The following is a 24,938-nucleotide window of genomic DNA, read 5'->3' as shown; positions in this document are numbered from 1 at the left end:
GAAAAGAGGCTGCGCGCGTGAGCGGGCAGCCTCTTTCGGCGACAGTTTGGGACTGTCTTATTGCTTGGCGGCAGCCAGCTGGGCAGCAACTTCTTCAGCGAAGTTGTCGACCGGCTTCTCGATGCCTTCGCCTACTTTGAAGTAAGTGAAGGAAACGATTTCAGCACCGGCTTTCTTGGCCAGTTCGCCAACTTTGATTTCAGGGTTCTTGACGAACGCCTGCTCAACCAGGCTTGCTTCGGCCAGGAACTTGCTGATACGGCCTTTGACCATGTTTTCAACAATGTTTTCTGGCTTGCCTTTGATTTTTTCTTCGTTCAGCTGCAGGAACACAGCTTTTTCGCGCTCGATCGCTTCGGCAGACACTTCCGAAGGCAGCAGGAACTCAGGGTTGCTCGCAGCAACGTGCATAGCGATGTCTTTGGCCAGCTCAACGTCGCCGCCTTTCAGAACAACTGCTACACCGATTTTGTTGCCGTGCAGGTAACCACCAACAACATCACCTTCAACGCGAACCAGGCGACGGATGTTGACGTTTTCGCCAACCTTGCCGACCAGTACCAGACGAGCTGCTTCTTGAGCTTCGATCAGAGGCTCAACAGTGGTCAGCTTGTCAGCGAAGGCTTTTTCGACGCTGGCAGCAACGAATGCCTTGAAGTCATCCTGCAGAGCCAGGAAGTCGGTCTGCGAGTTGACTTCCAGCAGAACGGCGGATTTGCCGTCTTCTTTCAGGGCGATAGCGCCTTCAGCAGCGACGTTGCCTGCTTTCTTGGCAGCCTTGATGGCGCCGGAAGCACGCATGTCATCAATGGCTTTTTCGATGTCGCCGCCGGCCTTGGTCAAGGCCTTTTTGCAATCCATCATGCCTTCGCCGGTACGCTCACGCAGTTCTTTAACCAACGCTGCAGTAATCTCTGCCATTTCAAAATCCTCTTGGATAGGTTTTCAACCATTCCACCCGATCAAACGGGCGATCAATTCTTCCCGAATTTCCGTTGTAGGCCGCTGCACGTTACAAATGATGTAGCTGCGCTGCCGACAAATGGTTTTCGAGGTGGCAAAAAGGGGGCCAAGCCCCCTTTTTGCTTACTGAGTCAACGCCAGGGCGTCAGTTACTCAGCGGCAGCTACCGGAGCTTCTTCAACGAACTGCTCGGTACCGCCAGCAACGTGGTTGCGACCACGGATTACAGCGTCAGCCATCGAACCCATGTACAGCTGGATAGCGCGGATTGCGTCATCGTTGCCTGGGATGATGTAGTCAACGCCTTCCGGGCTGCTGTTGGTATCGACTACGCCGATAACCGGGATGCCCAGCTTGTTGGCTTCGGTGATCGCGATGCGCTCGTGATCAACGTCGATAACGAACAGTGCGTCAGGCAGACCGCCCATGTCCTTGATACCACCCAGGGAACGATCGAGCTTTTCCAGGTCACGGGAGCGCATCAGCGCTTCTTTCTTGGTCAGCTTGGCGAAAGTACCGTCTTCGGCTTGCACTTCAAGGTCACGCAGACGCTTGATGGAAGCACGGATGGTTTTGAAGTTGGTCAGCATGCCGCCCAACCAGCGGTGATCGACGTACGGCGAACCGCAACGTGCTGCTTCTTCAGCAACGATCTTGCCAGCGGAACGCTTGGTGCCGACGAACAGGATCTTGTTTTTGCCCTGGGCCAGACGCTCTACGAAAGTCAGAGCTTCGTTGAACATTGGCAGGGTTTTTTCAAGGTTGATAATGTGAATCTTGTTACGCGCGCCGAAAATGTATTTACCCATTTTCGGGTTCCAGTAACGGGTCTGGTGACCGAAGTGCACACCGGCCTTCAGCATATCGCGCATGTTGACTTGGGACATGATAGTTCCTTAATAAGTCGGGTTTGGCCTCCACGTATCCCAATGACCAACCAGCGGCATCAAGGCCTCCGGCACCCAGGTCATCGTGTCGACACGTGTGTGGATTTAAGCTTTTCGGGGTATCCCCGGAAAGCGGCGCATTTTATACCACAGCAAGGGCGAAAACGAAACCCGCAATCACACCTGACCGCAGCGATCTGTGCGCAAGCCGTTGAATAGAGCGGATTTACCCCCACCCTATAGATAGAAGCGATCGTCAGGGGCTCATGGTTTACCGCCCGCGTCTGTTAGAATCGCGTTTTTTGTGGCTTGTGCGAATTCAGCAACCTTTTGTCGCACGCCCGTAAACCGTATTGATTTCAGCGCGTCGCGCTAGAGAGAGCCTGTATGACCGTTAGTTTGAAAACCGCCGAAGACATCGCCGGCATGCGCATCGCCGGCAAACTGGCCGCTGACGTGCTGGAAATGATTGCAGAGCATGTAAAGCCGGGCGTCACCACCGAAACCCTGAACCAGATCTGCCACGACTATATCGTCAATGTGCAAAAGGCCATCCCTGCGCCGCTGAACTACAAAGGCTTCCCCAAGTCGATCTGCACCTCGGTCAACCATGTGGTGTGCCACGGCATTCCCGGTGACAAGCCGTTGAAGGACGGCGACACCCTGAACATCGACGTCACCGTGATCAAGGACCGCTACTTCGGCGACACCAGCCGCATGTTCCACGTCGGCAACGTGCCGGTCTGGGCCGAGCGCCTGTCCCAGGTGACCCAGGAATGCATGTACAAGGCCATCGAAATCGTCAAGCCAGGCTGCCGCCTGGGTGACATCGGTGAAGTGATCCAGAAGCACGCCGAAAAGAACGGCTTCTCGGTGGTGCGCGAATTCTGCGGCCACGGCATCGGCACGGTGTTCCACGAAGAACCACAGATCCTGCACTACGGCCGCGCCGGCACCGGCATGGAACTCAAGGCAGGCATGACCTTTACCATCGAGCCGATGATCAACCAAGGCAAGGCCGATACCAAGGTGCTGGGCGACGGCTGGACCGCTATCACCAAGGACCGCAAGCTCTCGGCCCAGTGGGAACACACGCTGCTGGTCACCGAAACCGGCTACGAGATCTTCACGTTGCGCGCAGACGACACCATTCCTCGCGTTTCGGCGTGAGGGTTGCTTCGGTTTTCCAGCTTCAACCGTGTGACTGACTGAATAGATAGATAGGAAAGCCGACCGATGCCCCAGGTGGATCCCGAACTCTTCGACCGTGGCCAGTTCCAGGCCGAGCTGGCATTGAAGGCGAGCCCCATCGCCGCCTTCAAGAAAGCCATCCGCCAGGCGCGCGAGGTGCTCGACGCGCGTTTTCGCAGTGGTCGGGACATCAGACGACTGATCGAGGACCGCGCCTGGTTCGTCGATAACATCCTGCAGAAAGCCTGGGAACAGTTCAGCTGGAGTGCAGACGCCGATATCGCCCTGGTGGCGGTCGGCGGCTACGGTCGCGGCGAACTGCACCCCTACTCCGACATCGACCTGTTGATCCTGCTGGACAGCGCCGACCACGAAACCTTTCGTGATTCCATCGAGCGTTTTCTGACATTGCTGTGGGACATCGGCCTGGAAGTCGGCCAGAGCGTGCGCTCGGTGGATGAATGCGCCGAAGAGGCCCGTGCTGACTTGACGGTGGTCACCAACCTGATGGAAAGCCGCACCATCTGCGGCCCCGAGCGCCTGCGCCAGCGCATGCTCGAAGTCACCAGCACCGCACACATGTGGCCGAGCAAGGATTTCTTCCTGGCCAAGCGCGCCGAACAGAAGGCGCGGCACCACAAGTACAACGACACCGAATACAACCTGGAACCCAACGTCAAAGGGTCCCCGGGCGGGCTGCGGGATATCCAGACGATTTTGTGGGTGGCGCGCCGCCAATACGGCACGCTGAACCTGCGCGCCCTGGCTGGCGAAGGCTTCCTGGTGGAGAGCGAAAACACCCTGCTGGCCTCGTCCCAGGAGTTCCTGTGGAAGGTGCGCTACGCCCTGCACATGCTCGCCGGGCGCTCCGAGGACCGCCTGCTGTTCGATCACCAACGCTCCATCGCCACCCTGCTGGGCTTTGAGGGCGAAGACGCGAAGACCAGCATCGAAAGCTTCATGCAACAGTACTACCGGGTGGTCATGAGCATTGCCCAGCTCAGCGACCTGATCATCCAGCACTTCGAGGAGGTGATCCTGGCCCCCGAAGACGAAGCGCCGCCGCAGCCGATCAATGCGCGCTTCCAACTGCATGACGGTTATATCGAAGCACGTAACGACAACGTGTTCCGCCGCACCCCGTTCGCCATGCTGGAAATCTTCGTGCTGATGGCCCAGCAGCCGGACATCAAAGGCGTGCGCGCCGATACTATCCGTTTGCTGCGGGAAAACCGTCACCTGATCGACGACGAATTTCGCAACGACATCCGCAATACCAGCCTGTTTATCGAACTGTTCAAGTGCCGCATCGGCATCCACCGCAACCTGCGGCGCATGAACCGCTACGGCATTCTCGGGCGCTACCTGCCGGAGTTCGGCTTTATCGTCGGGCAAATGCAGCACGACCTGTTCCACATCTACACCGTCGATGCCCACACCCTGAACCTGATCAAGCACCTGCGTAAGTTGCAGTACACCCAGGTGTCAGAGAAATTCCCACTGGCCAGTAAACTGATGGCCAAGCTGCCCAAGCCTGAGCTGATCTACCTGGCGGGCCTGTATCACGACATCGGCAAGGGTCGCCATGGCGATCACTCGGAAATCGGTGCAGTGGACGCCGAAGCCTTCTGCCAGCGTCACCAGTTACCCCTGTGGGACAGCCGTCTGATCGTCTGGCTGGTGCAAAACCACCTGGTGATGTCGACCACTGCCCAGCGCAAGGATTTGTCCGATCCACAGGTAATCCACGATTTCGCAGGAATCGTCGGCGATGAAACCCGTCTCGACTATCTTTATGTGCTGACCGTCTCCGACATCAACGCCACCAACCCCACGTTGTGGAACTCCTGGCGCGCCAGCCTGTTGCGCCAGCTGTACACCGAGACCAAGCGCGCCCTGCGCCGCGGCCTGGAGAACCCGGTGGACCGCGAAGAGCAGATCCGCCGCACCCAAAGTGCGGCCCTGGATATTCTGGTACGCGGTGGTAACGACCCGGACGACGTCGAACAGCTCTGGTCGCAACTGGGCGACGACTATTTCCTGCGCCACACAGCCGGCGACGTGGCCTGGCACAGCGATGCGATCCTGCAGCAGCCGGCCGACGGTGGCCCGCTGGTATTGATCAAGGAAACCACCCAGCGCGAATTCGAAGGCGGCACGCAGATCTTCATCTACGCGCCGGACCAGCACGACTTTTTCGCCGTGACCGTGGCCGCCATGGACCAGCTCAACCTGAACATCCATGACGCTCGGGTCATCACCTCCAGCAGCCAGTTCACCCTCGACACCTACATCGTGCTCGACACCGACGGCGACTCTATTGGCGATAACCCGGCGCGGGTGAAAAAGATCCGCGAAGGCCTCACCGAAGCCCTGCGCAACCCGGACGATTACCCAACCATCATCCAACGCCGGGTACCACGCCAGCTCAAGCATTTTGCCTTTGCGCCCCAGGTGACCATTTCCAACGACGCGCAGCGACCGGTGACGGTGCTGGAACTCAGCGCGCCGGATCGCCCGGGCCTGCTGGCGCGCATCGGCGGGATTTTCCTGGAGTTCGACCTGTCGTTGCAGAACGCCAAGATTGCGACCCTCGGCGAACGGGTGGAAGACGTGTTCTTCATCACCGACGCTGATAACCAGCCGCTGTCCGACCCTGAGCTGTGTCGCCGCCTGCAGGATGCGATCGTGGAACAATTGAGCGTGACCCAGGAACCCGGCGTTGAGCTGACCCGACTGACTATTTGAATTCTTAACTTTGTGAACACGAGTCATGTGGGAGCTGGCTTGCCTGCGATGCAGACACCTCGGTCCGTCAGGTCGACCGCAGTGATGCCATCGCAGGCAAGCCAGCTCCCACAGGGGCCGCGCTCACCGTGATAGAGGCTTATATGAACAACGCCCTTAACCAGTTGCAGCCCTACCCTTTCGAGAAACTGCGCGCCCTGCTCGGCAGCGTGACGCCGAACCCGGACAAACGCCCGATTGCACTGTCCATCGGCGAACCCAAGCACAAGTCCCCGACCTTTGTCGCCGAGGCGCTGAGCAACAACCTCGACCAGATGGCGGTGTACCCCACCACGCTGGGCACCCCTGCCCTGCGTGAAGCCATCGGCGCCTGGTGCGAACGCCGCTTCAATGTGCCCAAGGGTTGGTTGGACCCGGCGCGTAACATCCTGCCGGTCAACGGCACCCGTGAAGCCCTGTTCGCCTTCACCCAGACCGTGGTCAACCGTGGCGACGATGCGCTGGTGGTTAGCCCCAACCCGTTTTACCAAATCTACGAAGGCGCCGCGTTCCTGGCCGGGGCCAAGCCGCATTACCTGCCGTGCCTGGATAGCAATGGCTTCAACCCGGACTTCGACGCCGTCTCCCCCGACATCTGGAAACGTTGCCAAATCCTGTTCCTGTGCTCCCCAGGCAACCCGACCGGCGCGCTGATTCCCGTCGACACACTGAAAAAACTCATCGCCCTGGCCGACGAATACGACTTCGTGATCGCCGCCGACGAATGCTACAGCGAGCTGTACTTCGACGAACAAACCCCGCCGCCGGGCCTGCTCAGTGCCTGCGTCGAGCTGGGGCGCCAGGACTTCAAGCGTTGCGTGGTATTCCACAGCCTGTCCAAGCGTTCCAATCTGCCGGGCCTGCGCTCAGGTTTCGTGGCCGGCGACGCCGACATCCTCAAGGCCTTTTTGCTGTACCGCACCTACCATGGTTGCGCGATGCCGGTGCAAACCCAGCTAGCCAGCATCGCTGCCTGGCAGGACGAGGCCCATGTACTGGCCAACCGTGACCTGTACCGCGAAAAGTTCGATGCGGTGCTGGCGATCCTCAAACCGGTGCTGGATGTACAAAGCCCGGACGGCGGCTTCTATCTGTGGCCGAAGGTGAACGGTGACGACGCGGACTTCTGCCGCGATCTGTTTGTGGAAGAACATGTGACGGTAGTACCGGGCTCTTACCTGTCCCGCGAAGTCGACGGTTTCAACCCAGGCGCAGGGCGTGTGCGCCTGGCATTGGTTGCGCCATTGGCCGAATGTGTCGAAGCGGCTGAGCGGATTCGCGATTTCATACAGCGCCGCGTTTGAGTTTCAAGCCGCTCCCACACCGTGGGAGCGGCCATTACCGATGTATCTTGCAACCCATCAATGGGAACAAAGCCTGTTAAATGCTCCACCCACGTTCATCTGGTACACACGCTCAGGTGAACGACATGCCCCCCACCATCCCAACCCGTCCCGTTTCTCCTCACTCCGTGAGCGCACCTCACAGTAGAGCCAAACGCGGCGTCGCCATGCCGGACAAACTATGGCCTCAACATTCAGTGCTGACCATCTCGCGACTGAACATGACACAGGAACAAAAGGATCTGGTACAGCACAACATCAATAAATGGGCGCCGCACACTAACCTCTACTTGAAATTTATTGACAGCCCTAACGGTGACATACGCATTACTGCAGACAATAACAGTCACGCCGGATGGTCAAGCGTGGGAACCGATGCAAAAAACGTCCCCCTCTCCAAACCGACCATGAGTATTGGCTTCAAAGATTCACCGGACAGCATTGCCGCGACGGTTCAACACGAATTCGGCCACGCCCTGGGTTTGAAGCATGAGCACCAGCATCCGGATCGCACACTGGACCTGAATAGACAGAATATCTATGACGAGTACGAGTCGCGTAGGCAATTCAGCTATGAGGCCGATAACAATATCATCAGGACTTTTTCACGCCCCCAGGTAACAGCCTCTGCAAACTATGATGACAAATCCATCATGCACTATGGCTTTCCTGCTTCAAGACTCAACAGTGGTCCCCCCATCCCGCGCAACTTCAAACTGTCTGAAGACGATAAAAAGTTCATGCAGTCGCTTTATCCAGAAGATAAAACTCTCTTGGGCAAACTGCTCAATTCAAGCATCCGGGCAATGATCAGTTCCAGCCCTACTTAACACTTCCCAAGTTCGCTTCACTCATATCCAGATCCGCCAATACCTCGCGCAGTACATCGTCGCCAATCTGATGCTGGCGACTCAAACGGTAGAGCTCCAGGCGCTGCGCACGTAGCGCCTTGAGCCTCAGCCTGCGCTCCAGTTGATCCATTTGCAGCGCCAGTGCCTGAGCCTCGGCCGAGTCATTGAATACGTCCAACTGATGACGATACTCCGCCATCAGCCGCGCCTTGAGCTCGGTGGCCAATGCAGCCTGAGCGGCATCCGGCGTTTCGGCTTCGACGGGTTCTTCGACCTCCAACGCATGGATCGCCGCCACGGCGGTCTTTTTCCAGGCCTCGCGCACTTCGTTGTGGCGCTTCTCATCCGGACTTTTCTCCACGCCACGCAACAGCAACGGCAGGGCAATGCAAGCGGCGACCAGCGATAGCAGGATGACCCCGGCGGCGATAAAGATCAGCAGGTCACGCTCAGGGAAATCCTGGCCCGGCGCCAGCAGCAAGGGCACCGACATGACACCCGCCAACGTCACCGCACCGCGGACACCGCCGACGGTCAGCAACCAGCAGGAGCGGGCCGTCGGCACCAGGGTCAGCGCGCTTTTGCCACGCAGCCTGCGCAGCAACCCCGACAGCCGCCAGATGCTCTGCACCCAGATAAACCGCAGCACCACCAGCACCAGAAAGATCGCCACCACGTCCAGGCAGCGGTACAACAGGGTGGGCCACAGGGTGGTTTCGTGGCTGACCACAGCCTTGATGATGTCCGGCAGTTGCAGGCCGAGCAGCAGGAAAATCAGGCCATTGAAGGCAAACTCCAGCAGCGACCAGACGCTGCGGTTGAGCAACCGCGTACTGGTCTGGCGCGGCAGCAGGTCGAGCCAGCTCTGCATCATGCCCGCCGCCACCGCCGACAAAATGCCCGAAGCGCCCAGACGCTCAGCCAACACGTAGGCAGCAAAGGGCAACAACAGCATGAACACCACATGGGTCGCGGGGTCATCCCAGCCCCGTGCAATCATCCACGCGCGCAGACGGCCGACCAGCCAGCTCAACGCCACCCCGACCGCCAAGCCGCCCACGGCGACCAATACAAAGGTCAGGCTGGCATCCGCCAGGGAAAACACCCCGGTCAACGCCGCCGCCAGGGCAAACTTGAAGGTCACCAGGCCTGACGCGTCATTCATCAGCGCCTCGCCTTGAAGCATGTGCATCAGCGGTTTAGGCAAGCGATTCTGAGAAATGGCCGACACCGCCACGGCATCCGTCGGGGATAAAACCGCCGCAAGGGCAAAGGCCACCGGCAAGGGGATCGAGGGCAGCAACCAATGAATGAAGTAGCCGGCGCCGACCACGGTAAACAGCACCAGGCCCACCGCCAATGTCAGAATCGGGCCACGCAGGCGCCACAATTCGCGCTTGGGCATGCGCCAGCCATCGGAAAACAACAGCGGCGGCAGAAACAGAAACAGGAACAGCTCCGGGTCCAACGCCACATGCAGCCCCAATGTGGGCCAGGCCAGCAAGGCACCGGCGGCAATCTGTAGCAAGGGCAACGGCAGTGGGATGATGCGCCCGACCAGACGCGAAAAGCTGACCAGCATCAGCAGGATAAGAACGGTGTAGGCGGTTTGCATAACGCGGGTTTCCCGGACAATCGACTTGCAACGACACATCAGGCAACAACTGGCCGTTGAAGTGCCATATTACCCCGCTATGTTACTCGCCTAAGCCGCGCACCGGCTTTTGCACAAAAGTCGCAGGATGCTGACGAGCGGCGCCGAAACCGGCTGGTCGTGGCATAATCCGTGATCTTTCATTTTTCATTGGTCCAAAGGGGGGCAATTCCTTGACCGCTTCAAGCAAAACCCTGCACCTTTTCGGCATCAAAGCCTGGGATGCAGCATAAGAAACGTTCAAGGCCTTTAATATCAAGGCCTTGACCCTAAAAAGGCCCTCCAAAAACACCAACTTTTGCGACTCTTCTAAACCCAATAAACATTGGTCCAAACGGTTGCGTTTTGGGGAAGAAACTCCAACGCGAAGTCCCGCCCCGGCGTCCTGCCGACGAACACCACTCCCCAAACCTGCCATACCTCGATTACTGTACGCACATACAGCACTTGAGATTCCGCTATGGCCGTTGACATGGACACCGAAGATTGGCTCGGTTGCCCCACCCCACTGGAAATGTACCAGCACCAGTGCTCACTGCTCGTGGATGAACTGGCCGAGACCGAGCGCATGTTGCGTCGAGCGCGAGCAAATATCGCGGGCCTGGTCCAGATGAATGACCTGCTCGCTACCGGCAAGGCATCAGCGGAGGCTGCGCTCAGGCAAGCACTTGAGCGCATCTCAGCCATGGACGATGACGCGCCTGACAATGTGAGCTTTCGACCCATCGATCTGGTTACCGGTCAGCGCGACCACCTATTCAGGGAGAACCAGCGTCTGTTAATGGAGCTGAAAGTGCTTAGGGGGCCACAGCCCTGAGCTAAGCCTTTCATTCCGGCGTTTTCTGGTTTTGCCGACACGCGTCAATAATGCAGCAGTATGGGCTGGAATTGGTCTAGAGCCCGCCATACGCGGGTTTCAGTACATTACTGTCCAAAACTCTACTTTCATTTAGCGCCCTTTACACTCAATGAATGCGTGCTAGGTTGAGGCAGTTTTAGACAGGCATAAAGATCATGAACGACACTCAGAAACTTGTAGAGATGAACCTCCCGCCGTTGATTCAGAGCCGGACAACGTCTCACCTCGAACGCATCGCCAAGGCGGCCGACAATGCGTCTCGTACGCTAGCGGGAGAGCGTGCTGCCGGGTTCGTAGAAGGGCTTGAAGCAGCACGCGCTCTGACGCCGGCCACGATAGAGGCGTTATTCCTGATTTTCGATGACGCTACGGATTCACATCCTGCGCGGTGAGCGCTCCTTCCACCAGGGTTTACCAGTTCATGATCGCCAGTTCGCCAGTCACCGCAGCCTTCCCTTTCCGGGGATTGGCGGTGCTGTAACGAATATCCATCGTTTCCAAGCGGAAACCATCGAACACCCGCCGGATATCTGGGTGATCGTTGATGCTTACCATGACCTTGCCCTGGCAAGTCCGCATGAAGTTGGCCATCCGCTCGTACTCCTCGAAACCAAATTCCCCGCCGTACCCAGCTGTCTGCCAGTAAGGCGGATCCATATAGTGAAAGGTGTGAGGCCGGTCGTATTTTTCGGCGCACTTCAGCCAGGGCAGGTTCTCAACGTAGGTTCCGGCAAGGCGCTGCCAGGCTTGCGATAGACTTTCCTCGATCCGAAGCAGGTTGATAGGCCGGCCGGTGGTTGCGGTGCCAAACGTCTGCCCTGTGGCTTTTGCGCCAAAAGCGTGATGCTGGAGATAGAAGAACCGCGCGGCTCTCTGAATATCTGTCAGCGTCTCGGGAGCCGTCATCTTTTGCCACTCGAATATCTGCCGGGAGCTGAGCGCCCACTTGAACTGGCGCACGAACTCCTCTAGGTGGTGCTGGACGACGCGATACATGTTCACCAGGTCGCCGTTGAGATCGTTTAAAACCTCGACTTTTGCAGGTTCCTCTCGCTTGAAGTACAGCGCAGCGCCGCCGGCGAACACCTCGACGTAGCACTCGTGATCTGGAAAAAACGCGAGCAGGCGCTTCGAAAGACGGCGCTTGCCGCCCATCCAAGGAACGATTGGGTTTGTCATTTTTGCAATCCTTTGCAAAGTGGGTGTTTATTGGGGTCATGTTAATTTTTGCGACCGGGAATGTAGGTCAGGGTGCAACGGCCCTGACATACGCTTGACAAGCACGCAGCGCGATTATGGCGTTATCCCCGTCATCGGTGATGCGGATAATTCTTTGAGAATGCGCTGGGTCAAGTTGGACTCGACGGGTTGCATGAACCACGCCGGCGGTGCCGGGGGGGGTAGGCACGTCGCAGCCACTGGCTGAATCCTCGGCAAGGAGGACTGACAGCCGGACATCAGCAGTAGCAAGCTGGTCACGCAGGCGAGCCTGGTTGCGTTGGGCATCGGATAACTCCTTGGAATGTTTTTGGTCCTGGCCGGCGATCTGCTGCTCCAGGGCCATGCGCTTGCCCTGCTCGGCGCGGGCTTGGGCGTTTGCGGCATTACTGATCGCGGCAAGGTCATCCCCGTGCAGGACGGCCTGCTGGGCGAGCTTCTTGCCCATGCGCCAGTCTTGCACCTGCCACGCGACGCCAGCAGAACCCGCCATAAGCAGCAGGATCAGCACCAACAGGCCGGCCAGCCTCTGTACCGGCGTCATGCCAGCGCCCGCCGCACGCCTTCGGCCAACACCGCATCAGGGTAGGCATAGCCTGCGTTCTCGTGATGGATGATCGCCTTGACGAAGCCCGTCATGACCTTTGTTTGGGCCAGGTCAATTTCCGCACCAGGCCGAGTACCGGTATTCGCTTCAACCGCACGCACGTACGCCGCAGTATCGTTCTCTACCGACGGCGCCCACCGGCTGATGATCGCCTTCACAGTTTTCAGGCCATGTTTGCGCTGATAAGTCAGCAGCAGCTTGCCCAGGGCGCGAATACCATTCTCGGGCGTATCGAACCTGGCGAAGCGCTTCTCTAACGCAGGGTCTGGCTTCAACTGGCCCTGCCACTGGTTGGCCGGGTTGTAATCAATGTTTCCGGGGTTTTTGTTGCGTACCCCGCGGGTTTCGGTAGTCGACATGCTTTTCTCCAGGCGTAAAAAAGCCCGCTCAATTGGCGGGCTGCTATTCTTCGGTCGATCTGATAGGCGGCGTATCGGCCTTGGGCATTTCAAGCCGCACATCGATCCAGCTATTCAGCGGGACATCCATAGGTGCGCCCCAGCCCGGGACCATCTCCCCGTCGTCGGTGAGCGTCCAGCGCTGTTTGAATAGGCGAATGATGACAGTGCCGTCCTCTTCCTGATGACTGTCGGTGATACCAAGCATCCGACCGCCGTCGGGGGAGCTTGGGTCGTGGGTCCGCCAGCCCTCCAGTGCCAGGCCAAGGCTTCCCGTCACCCGATACTCGCCAACGCCGAGGCGCTCAACAATAACGCCGCGTGCTTCATCGTTGGCCACACCCCATTCGCCGGCGGGGAGAAACGATTCCTCTTGGAGGTCGCGGCGCTCGCTGGCGGACACACTCGCGATTCTCAGGATTGGCGATGCCGCAGAAAGCGCACCGCCGGAACCGCGGGTGGTGTTGCCTGTGTGATAAAGCTTGTATGTGGGGCCGAATGCGCCGCCACTGTTAGATTCCGTGGTTCGAAAATGTAAGTTACCGGTACCTTGAGCAACGGGGATGAGCAACTGCGCCTCGAAGTCCTGAGCATAGGGAATACGGATAACCGTGCTGTACGACAAGCCTGAAGATGAGCCCGGCGCGCCAAGCCTGGAAAAAGCACCACCTTGGCCGGGTTCGCCAGGCCTATCAGCTTGATAGGTCGTCGGCGCATTGTTCGAATAAAACCCACTATAGGTACCAGCAGGGATAAGCTCTCCGTCTTGCAGCCCAAAGCTTTTAGTTGAGGCAGCGCCTAGCCCTAAGCCTTGCCGCGCAGTAAGCTGCGTAGTCCCACCCGTGCCGCCTTTTGCAACGGGAAGCGCCGCAGGCAGCTGTCCGTTAGCCGGAGCTCCAAGGGCAGTGTAAAGCTCGTTCGAGTTGTCGTTATTCTTCTGGCTGGCAGTACGAAACGTATCGCCGCCTTGACCTGTCGGCGCCGTGCCGAGATTAATGCTTTGTCTTGCCATTAAATTAAACCCCTATTTTAAAAGACAATTAAACAGCCAGCTTCCCAAATACCGCAGCGAGCGAAAAGTATGTTGGATTTGTCACGGTAGTGACGCTAAATCTGATAAGCCCGGCCGGAAAATCATATCGCAGACCTGTTGCTCTGGACTCATTATTTCCCGCCATCATTGGCATCCTGCCGTTGTTCACCATTAAATAATCTCCAAGCTGATAACTCATTGGAACAGAGTACCAATTTGTCGGTAGTCCCTGAGTGCTATAGGTTGTATGTGTATAGGTCCAATTCTGAAGGGCTCTCGTAAACACAGCCGCCTGTGTAGCAGAGTCAAATATCTGCTTGCCATCAGCGCCCCACATCCTCAACCCATATGTAGCGAGGGGCTTAGATGAAAAGGCCGCTACGAATAGGCTTCCAGAGTGAACTTGTCCCGATGTCACGGTAGCGCCCGTCCATGCCCCCGCTGAACCTTCAAGAAGAACGCCCAGCTGAATCAGTGAGCCATTATTCGGCGGCCTGATAAAAACAAGCGGTGGCTCCTGCGTGTCGACTACGTTCTGAAAGACAACAGACGCCCCCGAGTTATAGGTGCCTTTATGAAAAACGCACAACCTTGCATATTCAGAGTCGAGGGATATAGCGCCAGAATCATTTACCACTTGCAACCCGTAACTCATCAGGCCCACCTTGCGACGATGAGACGCATGGTTGCAGTAGAAACAGAATCGCTTGGCCTAGCGGCAAGGAAATTCCTGACATACACCTCGTTCGTTCCCATTTCACATTCAAGCTGATTGTTAGACGACACCTGTGAGGTATCGTTGTTAATTGGCAGCAAGAAACAAATTGCATTATTTACATTGCAATTAGGCGCGGCAAATGTTCTGGTTCTTGGTCCTGATGATCCTGGCGAATAAGACACAAGCACTGATAGAACAATGCGATATGTAGATAGGCTTGTATCAAACTCTAGTGTTCCGTTAGAGGACCACATTCTTAGACCTGAGCTCATTCTGTTTGGTCTCCTAGCTGCACTCGCTTGACACCGTTAGCGTCCCAGAATCGCAGCGATCGATTTGTCATGATCGACCGTCCCTGACCCGGGACGACGCCGTTGATTTCGAAGGTTCCATCTTTGTTCAGGATCCAACCCTGCTGTCCGGCGATGTAATTCGTCGAACTGATGTATGCCCCAATCTTCGCGTTGGTGATCGTCCCATCCTGGATGAATGCCGACTTGATGTAGGTTTCTGTCCCGTTCACCGCGAATGGCACGCTTGACCCTGCCGCCCCTACCGCACCGTTGTAGATTGCAAACTGGTCGGCTTGGATGACGAAGCGCGAAGTAACCTGACCGTTCGCCCCAGTCTCAATGCCAAGTCCTACGCCGGTAGAGTAAGGCGACCCATTCACATCGAACTTGAATCGGAACGAGTAGGTGCCGGTGATCTTTCCGTTTACGTCCTGGTTGATGCTCGCTTGTTGCTGGAACTGCTGCGTGTGGCCGTTAACGGTTGTTTGCAGCTGAGTGGTCTGGCTTGCGGTGGCTGACGCCTGATCGGATACCGTCTTAATCTGCGTCTGTACGGTGGCTTTGTTCCCGTCAAAATCGGAGCGAAGAGCCGTTACCTGGTTGGTCGTAGCAGTCTGCTGATTGACGAGCGCGGTCGTTGTCTCCTCATATGTGGCGTAGTTTTTGATTACCTGAGCTTCGACAGTTTGAGTGAGCTTGCCCTGGGCGTAGTCACCATCGGTAATGGCAGACTGGATAGACCAAACGCCAGCATAGCCCTGTGTTCCGCCAGCCAGGTCATTCTCAGAACCAGCCATAGGTGCATTGATTTCAGCGTACACACCGTCAATTCGCTGCGTCTGCGCGGTCAGCTTGTTGTCGACGTTGTCTACTCGCTGATTCACTTGGGTAACGTTATTTGCCGTAGCCGCCAGGCCAGTTAGCGGGTCATTTACCTTTGTCTGGAGCTGGTTAAGCTGGTCCTGAGTGGCAATCACCTTTCCATCGACTACCGTGATTTTCTGGTCAAGGTTATCAACCCGTATTGCCAAAGCGTTCGCATCAGTGAGGATGTCGCCGACGTCTTTCCAGTTTGCGCTGGGCGGCTGAGAACCACTATTGGCCGCCAGGGCTTGGTACAACTTGTTTCCCTGGCGAACGATGTCACCCTTGGAGTAAGCCTTTGCTGCGTCCCACAACAGCGCATCAACATATGGCTTGATTTGCGCCTCGAGATCCTTTCTAAGCTGCTCATTTCGAGCGTTCACGGACCCAGGCCCATCGCCGTCGATCAGATTGATGCGTCCATTGAGGGCTGGAGCCAGCGATGATTCATCAATCTGGCCCTTGACCTGCTCAAGGAGCGGCCAAGCATCCGAAACAGACTGGCCCATCACTCCGTTTACGGTCGGATAGAACGGGCCGATGTTCCCGGTGCGATCCACCAGGCGCGCCCAGAAGAAGAGCGTTGCCCCTGACAGAAGCGACTGCATACGGTAGTCGGCCTGCGGATATGCAAGGTCGGCCAGCTTCGTCGCAGCCTCCAGGTTATTCGCTGGTCCATACCACAGCTCGGTCCGCTGGGTATCCTCGGCGCCAGCAGGGAAGCTCCACTTGACGCTGATCCCGAACAATTCGCCTTTAGTGGTGAGGGACGACACCGCCGGCGGCAGGCCTACCTTCCCTTCTAGGTTGGTCAGGATAGAGCTTTTCCAGATCGACGAAATTTCGAAGGCGCTTACCGAGCGCACACGGGCCAGGTAAGCACCTGAGTAAATGCCGGTGACGTCCACGCTCGTCGAGCCAGTACGCTGCACCTTAATCCAGTTTCCGCTGTCCTTGCGCCACTCCACGTCATAGGCGACGGCGCCAGCAACAGCGGGCCACGAGATGTTCATGGTGCTGATCGCAATGCCCTGATCTACCGCGTAACTCGACGTGAGCGTGACGCTGGCCGGCGGCGGTACAACGGTGATCGGGATTACGCTGATCGGGCGTTCTTCAAGGCGCGCACCGGTATCGATGTGCGCGAACTTGCTCGGGTCGTACTGCACGGCCGAGATTTCGAACACGCCAGGCTCTGGCCGCGCAACGCTGACCACCCTGTAAAGCGGGACGGCCAAGTCATCAGCATCCAGTGCCCACACAAGTTCCGGCTCAGGCGTCACTGAGTAGGCCACGGTGACCGTGACCTGCCGACCGCTGAACACTTCCACGGTACGCCCCTCGCACTTGCCGTCAGGCAGGTTGAGGATCAGTCGGTCGCCGGGCTTAGCCTTGGTGTCGCGGTCCAGCTTGATGACCTTGCCGTTTACCGCCGATATACGCCCGCCAATTGCACGGCCGGCCAGCAGTTCGTCAGCAATCGGGATCACGTAGCCAGGCAGCGGGATACGACCATCCAAACCAACCTTAAAGGTTACGGCCCGATCCTTGGAGTTGGTCAGCAGCGCCCACTTACCGCGGCGCTGGGCCTCCGATTCGCGAGTGCAACCAATTGCGCTGATCTCCAACGGGTTGTCGCCGTAGCGCCGCTGCAGCTTGGCATCGGTCACAGCTGTGACATCGGTGTCGTAGTTGTTCATCGGGTTGTCGTAGCTGACCAGCGCACGACTGTAACGGGTACGTTCCGATGCGCTGGAGTAAGTGAACTTGCCATCGATCACGTTCGCCCGGGTGTAGGCGAAGTCGAAGTCGGTGGCGCGCGGCATGTCCGACAGGGTGAATACCTGGCCCTGGGCCCAGTAGGTCATGCCGCGGTAGATCGCCGAGATATCGCGCAGCAGTGACCAGGCATCGGCTTTGCTTTGCAGGTTCAAGTTGCAGATGAAGCGAGGTTCCTGTCCACCCTTCCCGTCCGGCACCAGTTGGTCGCAGTATTGAGAGATTCGGTACAGTTCCCACTTGTCCACCATCCACGGCTTGATGCGACGGCCCAGGCCGAAACGATCGGCGGTGGTGATGTCGTAGGTCATCCAGACAGGGTTGTCGGTCCAGGCCTGCTTGAAGGTGCCGTCCCAAACGCCACTGTACGAGCGCGACACAGGGTCGTAGTTGCTCGGCACCTGCATTTTTTTCAGCTTGGTCTCGACCGTCACGGCCGGGATGCTACGGAACTGCTCGGCGGAAAACTCGATGTAGAGCAGCGCCGTGTTTGGGTAGCGGATCTTCGCGTCGATCACCTCGGTAAATCCGGCGATCTGCATGGTGTCCGAGATTTTGTTGTTGTTCTGGTTTGGTGTGATGCGGGTGATGCGCATCAACCAGCCAGTCGTGGCTTTGGGTAAATCGATACGGCGGGTACGCTCGTAAACGCTGGTGGTCTTGCCATCGACAGCCTCGCTCAGCACCGGCTGATAGGCGCCCCCATCAGTGGCCAGCTCAACCTTGTATTCAATCCGGTACCCGTTGATGTTGCCCCCGGCGTCCACGGACTGAAGCGCCGGCCAGGCAAACCGCACGCGCACAGCGGAAAGCTGGGTGTTGTTGATCGCCCTAACCCATGGGGTGCCGCTGCGCAGCTCAGTGCTGATGGTGGTCTCGTTCTCGACCGATGGGATCCCCTGGATATAGGTCTGGTCCACGGCCCCGGTGCGCCACTCCCACTTCACGTTCGGGAAATTCATGTTCCCCTGGGGGTCTTGCAGCGGAGTGTTATCGAGGTAGATATCCCTGGCCGTTGGCGTCCCTTCGAATTCACCCTCGCCCACGGCGATCAGCATTTTGGCGACGGCAACCGAGCGCAGACTGTCTGGGGCTTCTGTCGGCGTTTTTGGCTTCTCTTCGCCGCCCTTTGCGCCGTGGATGTCGATCTTGCTGTCGTCGCCCATCTTTTTCTCCAAGCAATAAAAAACCGCCTCGTGGGCGGCTGCGTTGCTGCGAATGTCGGTTACATCTGGTCTTCAGCGTAGATCGCGGCGCTGATGATTGCCCCGCCCACCCGGCGCTTGCCGTAGCAAAGCGGTACCGGGTTACCCGACGCCGTGGTGTTCTTCGCGCTGCCGAATGCGTAGCCGGGAGTATTCTCCGGTGCGGCGCTGGTCTTGAGCCCACCGGCCTGGGGGCTGAGCATTTGGATTACGCCGCCCGCGACCATGCCAATGCCACCAGCGATCAAGGCGGCGCCTATGGGAGAGGCAAGACCAAATGACATACCGCTAACGATAACCCCTGCTACAACCATGACGGCGCCAACGATTGTCTGTAGCAGGCCGGCACGCTTTGAACCTGTGATGACGGGTACGATTCTGATTTCCCCTCTACCGTGAAAGCAGAGCTCGTCCTCACCAATGTTTTTCTTTCCTCGAAATACGGCGAACTCCAAGCCTCTAGATTTGGCATTCGATAGAAACCTCTCAAAGCCAGGGATTTGCACACAGAGTGCCTTTATCGCCTCTGCTGGGCTCCGGACAGAAAGCCTGTATTGTTTTCCGAACTGACGCAGCATTCCACCGAGTCGGATAGTTTCGATCGGCGAGCAAGCAGTAGTAAGTGCAGACATTGTTTTTTCTCCAGGCAATAAAAAACCGCCTCGTGGGCGGTTATTTTCTGACTTAGTTAGATGCAGGTCTTGGCGGCATCCTTCCAGCCGCTGGTCCCTGCCCAGTCCACAGGTAGAAAGATTTTTACCATGGAGCCACCTTTCGATTGATCAATAACCGCAAGCGCAACTACCCCCGTGAAGGCCGTCGAAGCGGAAATTTTGTAACCAGTTTCTGTCTCAATAGAGCTGGTTGACGGATTAATCTCCTGCCACTTTGGCCCGAGGCAACGAGAATATTGCTGCGGCGTCTTCTGGGAGCTCGCAGAAAATGCTGGAGCTCCCTGCTGCATCCCAGACGTCGAACACCCTGCCAGCATCGCCACCGCTACTGCCGCTATCAAAATCCGCATGATCGATCCCCGTCCTGAAAATACCGACTGTATCACCGAGCGTCACGGTGGCGAAGAATCAGGCGTGCACGGTCATGCCAGGGCCCGCCGTAGACAATGATCTCGGACGGCCTACCGTAAAGGTGGTGCAGCATGAATGGCCCAGGGCCGAAGGTACCGGAATCCTCACCAGGCAGCGCCGGGTCGGTGCCCAGGTATATGCCTGCGTGGTTCGGATGCACCGTACGGCCAACCTGCATAACGATCATGTCACCGCGCTGAGGACTGTCTACGCGCACGAAGCCGGCAGCCTCGTAATGCTGTTCGTAAAGACTGGGGTTTTCCGCCCTCTCCCACCAGCCATCGGCGCGCTGGAAGGCTTCGAACTCAAGCCCCCACTCGCGCTGGTACCACTCTTCGCATACAGCCCAACAGTCCCACACACCATGAACAAACGGTCGCTTGAGCAGCGGCGTGCTGCCGTTCGGCGTGATCGTCCTGAGGTCGCCTTCGGGCCATGACAGAATGTGCCAGGGCAGCGCCGTGGCCTCGCACATGGCCAGGTCGTGCGGTGACGGCCGGCTGGTGGCGTCCGGGTGGGAGTGGACGATGCCGATCACCTCGCCCAGGTCTTCCGCAGCGGCGTAGTCCTCTGGATCAAGCCTGAACTCTTCGTTCGGCTCCGTGGCGATGTTCCGGCACGGGAAGTACTTCTGCGCGCGCCCGACGGCAAGCAATATGCCGCAGCACTCTTTCGGATGCTCGGAGGCTGCGTGCTCTTTGATAGCCGCAACGATGTGCTTGCGCATGGTCAGCTCCGGGCAATCAGGGAAACGGCGGCGAATCCACCAAATGAAAGTTCGTTGTTCTCGCCGAAGCGCAGCTTGCAGGACGATAGGCAACCCTTGCATTGATCCCGGGCGGGATCTGTCGTTGGGTTGTCCTCGTCGTCAAACATCGCTGGGCCGGTATAGCCGCAGTCCGGCCCGCGATAACCGTTGGTCATAGCCCAGTGGCAGAAGGTCGTCATCTGTCGACCAGGCAGCCCGTGGTTATCGATCTCGCCCGGTGAGGACAACTCCCAGACCACCGCCTCGCCGTCTTCGCTGGTTTTCTGGTCGATGTACCAGATCTCCAGCGCCTCCTGGGTAGGGTCGGCAGTTGGGTTACCTTCTGGAAAGTTCACCGGATCCAGGTACTGGGCCAGCGTCTCGCGAACGGTCAGCTTGAACTTGAGCATGTCCTCGAAGGCCAGGCACAGCGCAGTGACACGCCCATTGATGTTGCCGGCGGCGAACGTTGGCCTGGTAGCCGATCCATCGCTGTTTGAGCCGATACCCTCAACCTGTACAGGCCAGGCGGCGTACTCCGCACCCTGCCACCAGATCGACTTGGCTGGGAGTTCCTCTTCCACCCCCTCATAAGCCAGAAGCTCATCCGGCGTGTGCGGTATGGCGTGACCGTGAAAGCGCAGATAATCGGCGCCATACTCAGTCCCGTCAATTTCGAACAGGCGAATCTCGCCGCCGGGCTCCAGTTTTTGGATGTCCGCGATCAGTGCCATATATAACCTTTAGGGTTGGAAGTTTTGTTCGAAGGTAGCGGTGAGCGTGTAGTTTTCCGCGCCGTGGGGTGTGAGCTGATATCCATCACACTTGTACAGCCCCAGTTCGCCAAGCGGCGGCGTCCACAAAAACCCTCTGGCACCCTTATGGGCATCGATGAAGTCCATTATCTGCTTCGTGCGAACGCCATCACCGAGAAACGTGAGCGGCCAGGACTGCGATTTGTTGTTGATGCCATCGCTTACCGATTGCGCGTATCCATCACCAAAGCCTTTGGTGCGGACCCGGAATTTTGCCTGGCCCTGCGGGTCAGTCCTCGGGCACCAGGTGAACCTTTCAAGCGCCATAGTTTATTACCCACTGATTGCTCTTTTAATGCTGCCGCCCTGCCCCAGATCCTTGCGAATCAGCTGGCGGTAACGCTGGTCAACAAAATCACCGAGATCCTTACCGAACTGCTGATATGCCGGGTCATCCGCTGTAGAGCTGGTAGTACCATCACTTGCAACAGTCACAGTCACGTTTATCTGGGCAGGAGCGCCCATAGCGCCAGAGCCCCCACCAACAGCCCTAACACCAAGAGCACCGCTCGCTGTCCTGGTCAGCGGCATGATTGCCTCTGGCCCAGCTTCCCCCATCAATCCCATGCCTCCAGCCATCCCAAACGCTGTTGGCTTGCTGACGATAGAGTTTGTGAATGCGCCACCATCGGCGAACATCTGCACTCCGCCCGACCACGCTCCACCCTTGGCTTGCGGAAAGTAACTGCCGGAGTAGCCACCAGCAGACGCCCCCAGGTTGGATGACGTAGCACCAGCAGACCCGGCCGCAAGCCCATTACCGCCGGCAGCACTGCCGCCAAAATAACTGGCCGCCGCACCGACCAAGCTGCCCAGCAACGCGGAACTTGCCTGGCGGGTCGCGATACGCGCCATATCGGCCAGAATGGATTTGGTGAAGTCAGCAAACGACGCCTTACCGGTGATGGCAAAGTTCACCAGCGAATCTTCCATGGAGCTGAAAGCGTTGCTGAACATGCTTTTCGTCTGGCCGGCGACGTCTTTGGCGCTATCCAAATAGTCCTGCCAGGCGCTCTTCGCGCCGTTTGACCAGTCGCTTTGCGCAGAGTCCATCTGCGCCCATCCCTCCTGCATCGCAGCCACTTGCTTCGGCAGGTACGCATTTGTCAGGTCAATCTGGTCCTGAAGGGCTTTGCGCTGAGTGTCAGTTGTAGCTGTTGCAAGCTCGGTCCGAAGGGAAAGAACTTTATCGTTGGTCTGACGTTCAAGCTCCAGGCGCTCGAGATAGCGATCGGACTCCTTGCTGCCCATGCCGACGGCCGCAGCCTGTGCAGCATACTGCTCGCGCTGATTATTCAACTGCCGCTCCAGGTCAGCCTGGAACTGCATCGCCTGGGAAAGACCGGTGGCGGCGTTAACCGCCTCGTTGAACTGGCTCGCCAACCATGCGGTGGCTTTACCGTACTGCTCTTTGGAGATTTTTCCGTTTTTCTCCAGCAGCGCGATCTGCCCGGTCTGCTTGCTGAATTCGTGCGCCGCGGCGTTTACCGGATCATAGGTCTGACGGAGTTGATCAAAAGCCGTGGCGGCCTCTTTAAGCTGGGCCTTGAGTTTGCTCTGGGCCTCCGTGGCGGCTTTGGTGGTGCCGTTGAGTTGAGCTACCTGCTTATCGATCGCCTCGATCGCTCGCCTGTAGCGGTCTGCATTATCGGGATCCTTAGCCATTGCCGCGACAAGCGCTGCACGATCCTGCTGCAACTTGTTCAAGCGATCGTATGAGTCGAGCAGCTTCAGCGATGCCGCCGTGGCTCCCTTGAACGCCTCGGCAACTTTTTGCTCTTGCTGCTCAACCTGCTTGTTGCCCTCGACCAGCTTTTGGTCGCCCCATCCACGTAGATCGCTATAAGCCTTGTAACTCGCCAGGCGTTCATCCGATGCTTTCTTGGCAGCGCCAAGGTCCTGCCCGAACAGGTCGCCAACGAAAAGCGTTGGATTGGTGGCGAATTTGTTGAGCGCTCCTTGCGATTTGTTATATGCGTCCAGCGAGCGGTTGGTAGCCTCCTCATCTGAGACGCCAGCCAGATGTCGTGTTTTCCGGTCAGTTGAGAAAAAGGACGTGACCTGCTTCAGGTCATTGGCCATTGCGCGCAAGTCATTCGGCAGCTGCGCCAAACCGCTCGCCGCCGCACCGGTTAGTTTCACCACCAGCGCAGCTAAGTCTGCCATGCCCTGCTGAAAGGCTGGGTCCTTGACGATATCGCGCAACCCGTCGAGCGAGTTTTGCAGCGGCCCCATATCGACGTTCGCGAGCCCGGATACAAACTCATTGCGCAATCCTTCGACCTGGAACTGCAGGTCTTGGATGATCTCGTTTGCGCGCACCAGGTTAGCGATCTGAGCAGGATCCATTGCGATCCCGAAGTCCTTGGCCTGGGCCAGGTACTTACGCAGACTCTCACCCCCTTTATCGAGCAGGGGCAGCATTCGCGAAAGATCGTTGCCGAGGCTTTCGAGAATGTTGATTTTCTCGGACTGCGTTGCGACCTTACCCAGGCCGTCAGCAATGGCGAGCAGCTGCTTGTCCGGGGACATGCGGGCCAGCTCTTCGGCAGATAAACCGAGCTTGTTGAGTCCTTCAATGGCCTCGCCGCCACCGGTGATCACGGCGTCCCCGATCTTGTCACCGATATCCTTGAAGATATCGGCCATCTTGTCGCCGCTGAGCCCGGCGCGCTCGGCAGCATATTGCCACTGCTGCAGCACAGTGGTACCGATGCCCAGGGATTTGGCCCACCGATCCGTCTCAGTGGTCGCCGCCGCCGTGTTCTTCAGCATCACCAGCGAGGCGGTACCTACACCCAAGGTGGCAGTCACCACGGTTGCCAGTGCGCCGCCGATCTTCTTGCCGGCGGCCTCGGCGCGGGCCTCCATTTCCTTCATGCGTTTTTCGGTGATGCGGCCGGCCTTGTCCATGCCTTGCTCGAAACCACCGATGCGCGCAATCAGGTCCAGCGTCAGCGTGCCGAGTGAACGAGTAGCCATGGGCTATTTCCTGTGGATGCGCAAGTCATGCCCATTCGGCCATGGCCGTCTCGAGCGATACCCCTGCTTTTTCTTGGTGAGGCATGAAGTCAATCAACTCTGCGGTGCCGCCACCCAGCCGATTGACCTGCAGCGCAATGACCGCACTCATCTGCTCGGATCGAGCCGCCAAATTGAAGGAACCATGTTTGTTTCTGTACGCAGCCCAGGCCATGGCCTCGGCGTAGCTGATGCTGGTCTTTGCTTCCGCCACTGTTCTGCCGCCGACTCCGTTCAGCACCAGCTCATGCCAGAACTCATCGGCGGCCGTTAGTTTTTTGAGCGATCAGCCCCGGTGTTGTTGACCTCATGCACTGCAGCAAGAATTGCCCAGCCCAGGCTTGGGTTTAGGCGGTAAGCATCTTCGTAAGAAATGGCCTCTTCGCCGTTTTCGCCCAGCGTTACGCAAGTTGAGATGTACTTAGCGTTGCGGCTCTGCTCTGAATCGCTGGCAGAGAAGAGCTTTTCGATCATGCCGAATGACTGCGGCATTACGAAAATTGAGAACTTGTCAGTGACGGGTTTGCCCTTGTTGTCCTCGTGTTTCCAGACAACCGCTTTTTTTACCATGGCGCCGCCGACGAGACCGCCGGCTGCTTTCAGTTCAGTCAGGTTCATG

The 24,938-nt window shown here is 57.8% G+C and carries 23 protein-coding genes; 6 read left to right on the top strand and 17 right to left on the bottom strand.

Annotation, left to right across the window (positions count from 1 at the left end; all coding sequences use genetic code 11):
- Nucleotides 1-57 precede the first annotated feature (57 nt).
- Nucleotides 58-921 carry a translation elongation factor Ts gene (tsf, locus tag LJX92_RS06550; RefSeq protein ID WP_005785711.1) on the bottom strand — a complete coding sequence of 288 codons (864 nt, stop codon included), beginning with the start codon at nucleotides 919-921 and terminating at the stop codon, nucleotides 58-60.
- Between the two features lie 191 nt (nucleotides 922-1,112).
- The gene (gene rpsB / locus LJX92_RS06545; protein ID WP_003189158.1) at nucleotides 1,113-1,850 is read right to left on the bottom strand and encodes a 30S ribosomal protein S2; all 738 of its coding nucleotides are present in this window, start codon (nucleotides 1,848-1,850) and stop codon (nucleotides 1,113-1,115) included.
- 387 nt (nucleotides 1,851-2,237) lie between these two features.
- Between rpsB and map the strand changes: the two genes are divergently transcribed.
- From map to LJX92_RS06525, 4 genes are all read left to right on the top strand, one after another.
- Entirely contained in the window at nucleotides 2,238-3,020 is a 783-nt protein-coding gene (map, locus tag LJX92_RS06540; protein ID WP_032877377.1) for a type I methionyl aminopeptidase, read from the top strand.
- 66 nt (nucleotides 3,021-3,086) lie between these two features.
- Nucleotides 3,087-5,789: a [protein-PII] uridylyltransferase gene (locus tag LJX92_RS06535; protein ID WP_032877378.1), complete on the top strand. Its 2,703-nt coding sequence runs from the start codon at nucleotides 3,087-3,089 to the stop codon at nucleotides 5,787-5,789.
- A gap of 143 nt (nucleotides 5,790-5,932) precedes the next feature.
- Nucleotides 5,933-7,132: a succinyldiaminopimelate transaminase gene (dapC, locus tag LJX92_RS06530; RefSeq protein ID WP_103733451.1), complete on the top strand. Its 1,200-nt coding sequence runs from the start codon at nucleotides 5,933-5,935 to the stop codon at nucleotides 7,130-7,132.
- Between the two features lie 125 nt (nucleotides 7,133-7,257).
- Nucleotides 7,258-8,001: a M12 family metallopeptidase gene (locus LJX92_RS06525; protein WP_164699506.1), complete on the top strand. Its 744-nt coding sequence runs from the start codon at nucleotides 7,258-7,260 to the stop codon at nucleotides 7,999-8,001.
- Here the strand turns inward: LJX92_RS06525 and LJX92_RS06520 are convergent.
- On the bottom strand, nucleotides 7,994-9,637 hold the full coding sequence (locus LJX92_RS06520; protein WP_032877381.1) for a Na+/H+ antiporter: 1,644 nt from the start codon (nucleotides 9,635-9,637) through the stop codon (nucleotides 7,994-7,996). The genes LJX92_RS06525 and LJX92_RS06520 overlap by 8 nt on opposite strands.
- 499 nt (nucleotides 9,638-10,136) lie before the next feature.
- On the opposite strand from LJX92_RS06520, the gene LJX92_RS06515 reads away from it, so the two are divergent.
- Both LJX92_RS06515 and LJX92_RS06510 read left to right on the top strand, forming a co-directional pair.
- A complete protein-coding gene (locus tag LJX92_RS06515) occupies nucleotides 10,137-10,493 on the top strand; it encodes a hypothetical protein (RefSeq protein WP_228309470.1) in 357 nt (118 codons plus the stop codon).
- A 197-nt stretch (nucleotides 10,494-10,690) separates the two neighbouring features.
- A complete protein-coding gene (locus tag LJX92_RS06510; protein WP_228309469.1) occupies nucleotides 10,691-10,927 on the top strand; it encodes a hypothetical protein in 237 nt (78 codons plus the stop codon).
- Nucleotides 10,928-10,946: 19 nt separating this feature from the next.
- Here LJX92_RS06510 and LJX92_RS06505 read toward each other — a convergent pair whose 3' ends face one another.
- From LJX92_RS06505 to LJX92_RS06440, 14 genes are all read right to left on the bottom strand, one after another.
- Nucleotides 10,947-11,714, bottom strand: a complete 768-nt coding sequence (locus tag LJX92_RS06505) for a DNA adenine methylase (protein WP_228309468.1) — start codon at nucleotides 11,712-11,714, stop codon at nucleotides 10,947-10,949.
- A 67-nt stretch (nucleotides 11,715-11,781) separates the two neighbouring features.
- Nucleotides 11,782-12,297, bottom strand: coding sequence for a lysis system i-spanin subunit Rz (locus LJX92_RS06500; protein WP_228309467.1), 516 nt, complete (start codon nucleotides 12,295-12,297; stop codon nucleotides 11,782-11,784).
- Nucleotides 12,294-12,719: a structural protein gene (locus LJX92_RS06495; protein ID WP_228309466.1), complete on the bottom strand. Its 426-nt coding sequence runs from the start codon at nucleotides 12,717-12,719 to the stop codon at nucleotides 12,294-12,296. The genes LJX92_RS06500 and LJX92_RS06495 overlap by 4 nt, the downstream gene beginning before the upstream one ends.
- A gap of 43 nt (nucleotides 12,720-12,762) precedes the next feature.
- Nucleotides 12,763-13,770 (bottom strand): hypothetical protein, encoded by a 1,008-nt coding sequence (locus tag LJX92_RS06490; protein ID WP_228309465.1) that lies wholly within the window; start codon nucleotides 13,768-13,770, stop codon nucleotides 12,763-12,765.
- A 28-nt stretch (nucleotides 13,771-13,798) separates the two neighbouring features.
- Complete coding sequence (locus LJX92_RS06485; protein WP_198798648.1) at nucleotides 13,799-14,446, bottom strand: hypothetical protein; 648 nt, start codon at nucleotides 14,444-14,446, stop codon at nucleotides 13,799-13,801.
- Nucleotides 14,447-14,777: 331 nt separating this feature from the next.
- The gene (locus tag LJX92_RS06480; protein WP_228309464.1) at nucleotides 14,778-18,611 is read right to left on the bottom strand and encodes a phage tail protein; all 3,834 of its coding nucleotides are present in this window, start codon (nucleotides 18,609-18,611) and stop codon (nucleotides 14,778-14,780) included.
- Between the two features lie 59 nt (nucleotides 18,612-18,670).
- Nucleotides 18,671-19,282 (bottom strand): tail assembly protein, encoded by a 612-nt coding sequence (locus LJX92_RS06475; protein WP_130174725.1) that lies wholly within the window; start codon nucleotides 19,280-19,282, stop codon nucleotides 18,671-18,673.
- Between the two features lie 56 nt (nucleotides 19,283-19,338).
- On the bottom strand, nucleotides 19,339-19,674 hold the full coding sequence (locus tag LJX92_RS06470; protein ID WP_228309463.1) for a lipoprotein: 336 nt from the start codon (nucleotides 19,672-19,674) through the stop codon (nucleotides 19,339-19,341).
- A gap of 32 nt (nucleotides 19,675-19,706) precedes the next feature.
- The gene (locus tag LJX92_RS06465; protein WP_228309462.1) at nucleotides 19,707-20,462 is read right to left on the bottom strand and encodes a C40 family peptidase; all 756 of its coding nucleotides are present in this window, start codon (nucleotides 20,460-20,462) and stop codon (nucleotides 19,707-19,709) included.
- A 2-nt stretch (nucleotides 20,463-20,464) separates the two neighbouring features.
- Complete coding sequence (locus LJX92_RS06460) at nucleotides 20,465-21,217, bottom strand: phage minor tail protein L (protein WP_228309461.1); 753 nt, start codon at nucleotides 21,215-21,217, stop codon at nucleotides 20,465-20,467.
- A gap of 9 nt (nucleotides 21,218-21,226) precedes the next feature.
- Nucleotides 21,227-21,565 carry a phage tail protein gene (locus LJX92_RS06455; RefSeq protein WP_069556774.1) on the bottom strand — a complete coding sequence of 113 codons (339 nt, stop codon included), beginning with the start codon at nucleotides 21,563-21,565 and terminating at the stop codon, nucleotides 21,227-21,229.
- A 6-nt stretch (nucleotides 21,566-21,571) separates the two neighbouring features.
- Nucleotides 21,572-24,280, bottom strand: a complete 2,709-nt coding sequence (locus tag LJX92_RS06450) for a phage tail tape measure protein (RefSeq protein WP_228309460.1) — start codon at nucleotides 24,278-24,280, stop codon at nucleotides 21,572-21,574.
- 25 nt (nucleotides 24,281-24,305) lie between these two features.
- Entirely contained in the window at nucleotides 24,306-24,560 is a 255-nt protein-coding gene (locus LJX92_RS06445; RefSeq protein WP_160049417.1) for a hypothetical protein, read from the bottom strand.
- A gap of 29 nt (nucleotides 24,561-24,589) precedes the next feature.
- Nucleotides 24,590-24,937, bottom strand: coding sequence for a phage tail assembly chaperone family protein, TAC (locus tag LJX92_RS06440; RefSeq protein WP_228309459.1), 348 nt, complete (start codon nucleotides 24,935-24,937; stop codon nucleotides 24,590-24,592).
- Between the last annotated feature and the right edge of the window lies 1 nt (nucleotide 24,938).

The sequence above is a fragment of the Pseudomonas sp. HN8-3 genome, from assembly GCF_020790195.1.
Classification (GTDB): domain Bacteria; phylum Pseudomonadota; class Gammaproteobacteria; order Pseudomonadales; family Pseudomonadaceae; genus Aquipseudomonas; species Aquipseudomonas synxantha_A.
This window is presented reverse-complemented; position numbering and strand designations above follow the sequence as displayed.

What these genes read in the sequence shown, in the direction of transcription:
- tsf (WP_005785711.1), bottom strand. Translation starts at nt 921, where the DNA reads ATGGCAGAGATTACTGCAGCGTTGGTTAAAGAACTGCGTGAGCGTACC.
- rpsB (WP_003189158.1), bottom strand. Translation starts at nt 1,850, where the DNA reads ATGTCCCAAGTCAACATGCGCGATATGCTGAAGGCCGGTGTGCACTTC.
- map (WP_032877377.1), top strand. Translation starts at nt 2,238, where the DNA reads ATGACCGTTAGTTTGAAAACCGCCGAAGACATCGCCGGCATGCGCATC.
- LJX92_RS06535 (WP_032877378.1), top strand. Translation starts at nt 3,087, where the DNA reads ATGCCCCAGGTGGATCCCGAACTCTTCGACCGTGGCCAGTTCCAGGCC.
- dapC (WP_103733451.1), top strand. Translation starts at nt 5,933, where the DNA reads ATGAACAACGCCCTTAACCAGTTGCAGCCCTACCCTTTCGAGAAACTG.
- LJX92_RS06525 (WP_164699506.1), top strand. Translation starts at nt 7,258, where the DNA reads ATGCCCCCCACCATCCCAACCCGTCCCGTTTCTCCTCACTCCGTGAGC.
- LJX92_RS06520 (WP_032877381.1), bottom strand. Translation starts at nt 9,637, where the DNA reads ATGCAAACCGCCTACACCGTTCTTATCCTGCTGATGCTGGTCAGCTTT.
- LJX92_RS06515 (WP_228309470.1), top strand. Translation starts at nt 10,137, where the DNA reads ATGGCCGTTGACATGGACACCGAAGATTGGCTCGGTTGCCCCACCCCA.
- LJX92_RS06510 (WP_228309469.1), top strand. Translation starts at nt 10,691, where the DNA reads ATGAACGACACTCAGAAACTTGTAGAGATGAACCTCCCGCCGTTGATT.
- LJX92_RS06505 (WP_228309468.1), bottom strand. Translation starts at nt 11,714, where the DNA reads ATGACAAACCCAATCGTTCCTTGGATGGGCGGCAAGCGCCGTCTTTCG.
- LJX92_RS06500 (WP_228309467.1), bottom strand. Translation starts at nt 12,297, where the DNA reads ATGACGCCGGTACAGAGGCTGGCCGGCCTGTTGGTGCTGATCCTGCTG.
- LJX92_RS06495 (WP_228309466.1), bottom strand. Translation starts at nt 12,719, where the DNA reads ATGTCGACTACCGAAACCCGCGGGGTACGCAACAAAAACCCCGGAAAC.
- LJX92_RS06490 (WP_228309465.1), bottom strand. Translation starts at nt 13,770, where the DNA reads ATGGCAAGACAAAGCATTAATCTCGGCACGGCGCCGACAGGTCAAGGC.
- LJX92_RS06485 (WP_198798648.1), bottom strand. Translation starts at nt 14,446, where the DNA reads ATGAGTTACGGGTTGCAAGTGGTAAATGATTCTGGCGCTATATCCCTC.
- LJX92_RS06480 (WP_228309464.1), bottom strand. Translation starts at nt 18,611, where the DNA reads ATGGGCGACGACAGCAAGATCGACATCCACGGCGCAAAGGGCGGCGAA.
- LJX92_RS06475 (WP_130174725.1), bottom strand. Translation starts at nt 19,282, where the DNA reads ATGTCTGCACTTACTACTGCTTGCTCGCCGATCGAAACTATCCGACTC.
- LJX92_RS06470 (WP_228309463.1), bottom strand. Translation starts at nt 19,674, where the DNA reads ATGCGGATTTTGATAGCGGCAGTAGCGGTGGCGATGCTGGCAGGGTGT.
- LJX92_RS06465 (WP_228309462.1), bottom strand. Translation starts at nt 20,462, where the DNA reads ATGCGCAAGCACATCGTTGCGGCTATCAAAGAGCACGCAGCCTCCGAG.
- LJX92_RS06460 (WP_228309461.1), bottom strand. Translation starts at nt 21,217, where the DNA reads ATGGCACTGATCGCGGACATCCAAAAACTGGAGCCCGGCGGCGAGATT.
- LJX92_RS06455 (WP_069556774.1), bottom strand. Translation starts at nt 21,565, where the DNA reads ATGGCGCTTGAAAGGTTCACCTGGTGCCCGAGGACTGACCCGCAGGGC.
- LJX92_RS06450 (WP_228309460.1), bottom strand. Translation starts at nt 24,280, where the DNA reads ATGGCTACTCGTTCACTCGGCACGCTGACGCTGGACCTGATTGCGCGC.
- LJX92_RS06440 (WP_228309459.1), bottom strand. Translation starts at nt 24,937, where the DNA reads ATGAACCTGACTGAACTGAAAGCAGCCGGCGGTCTCGTCGGCGGCGCC.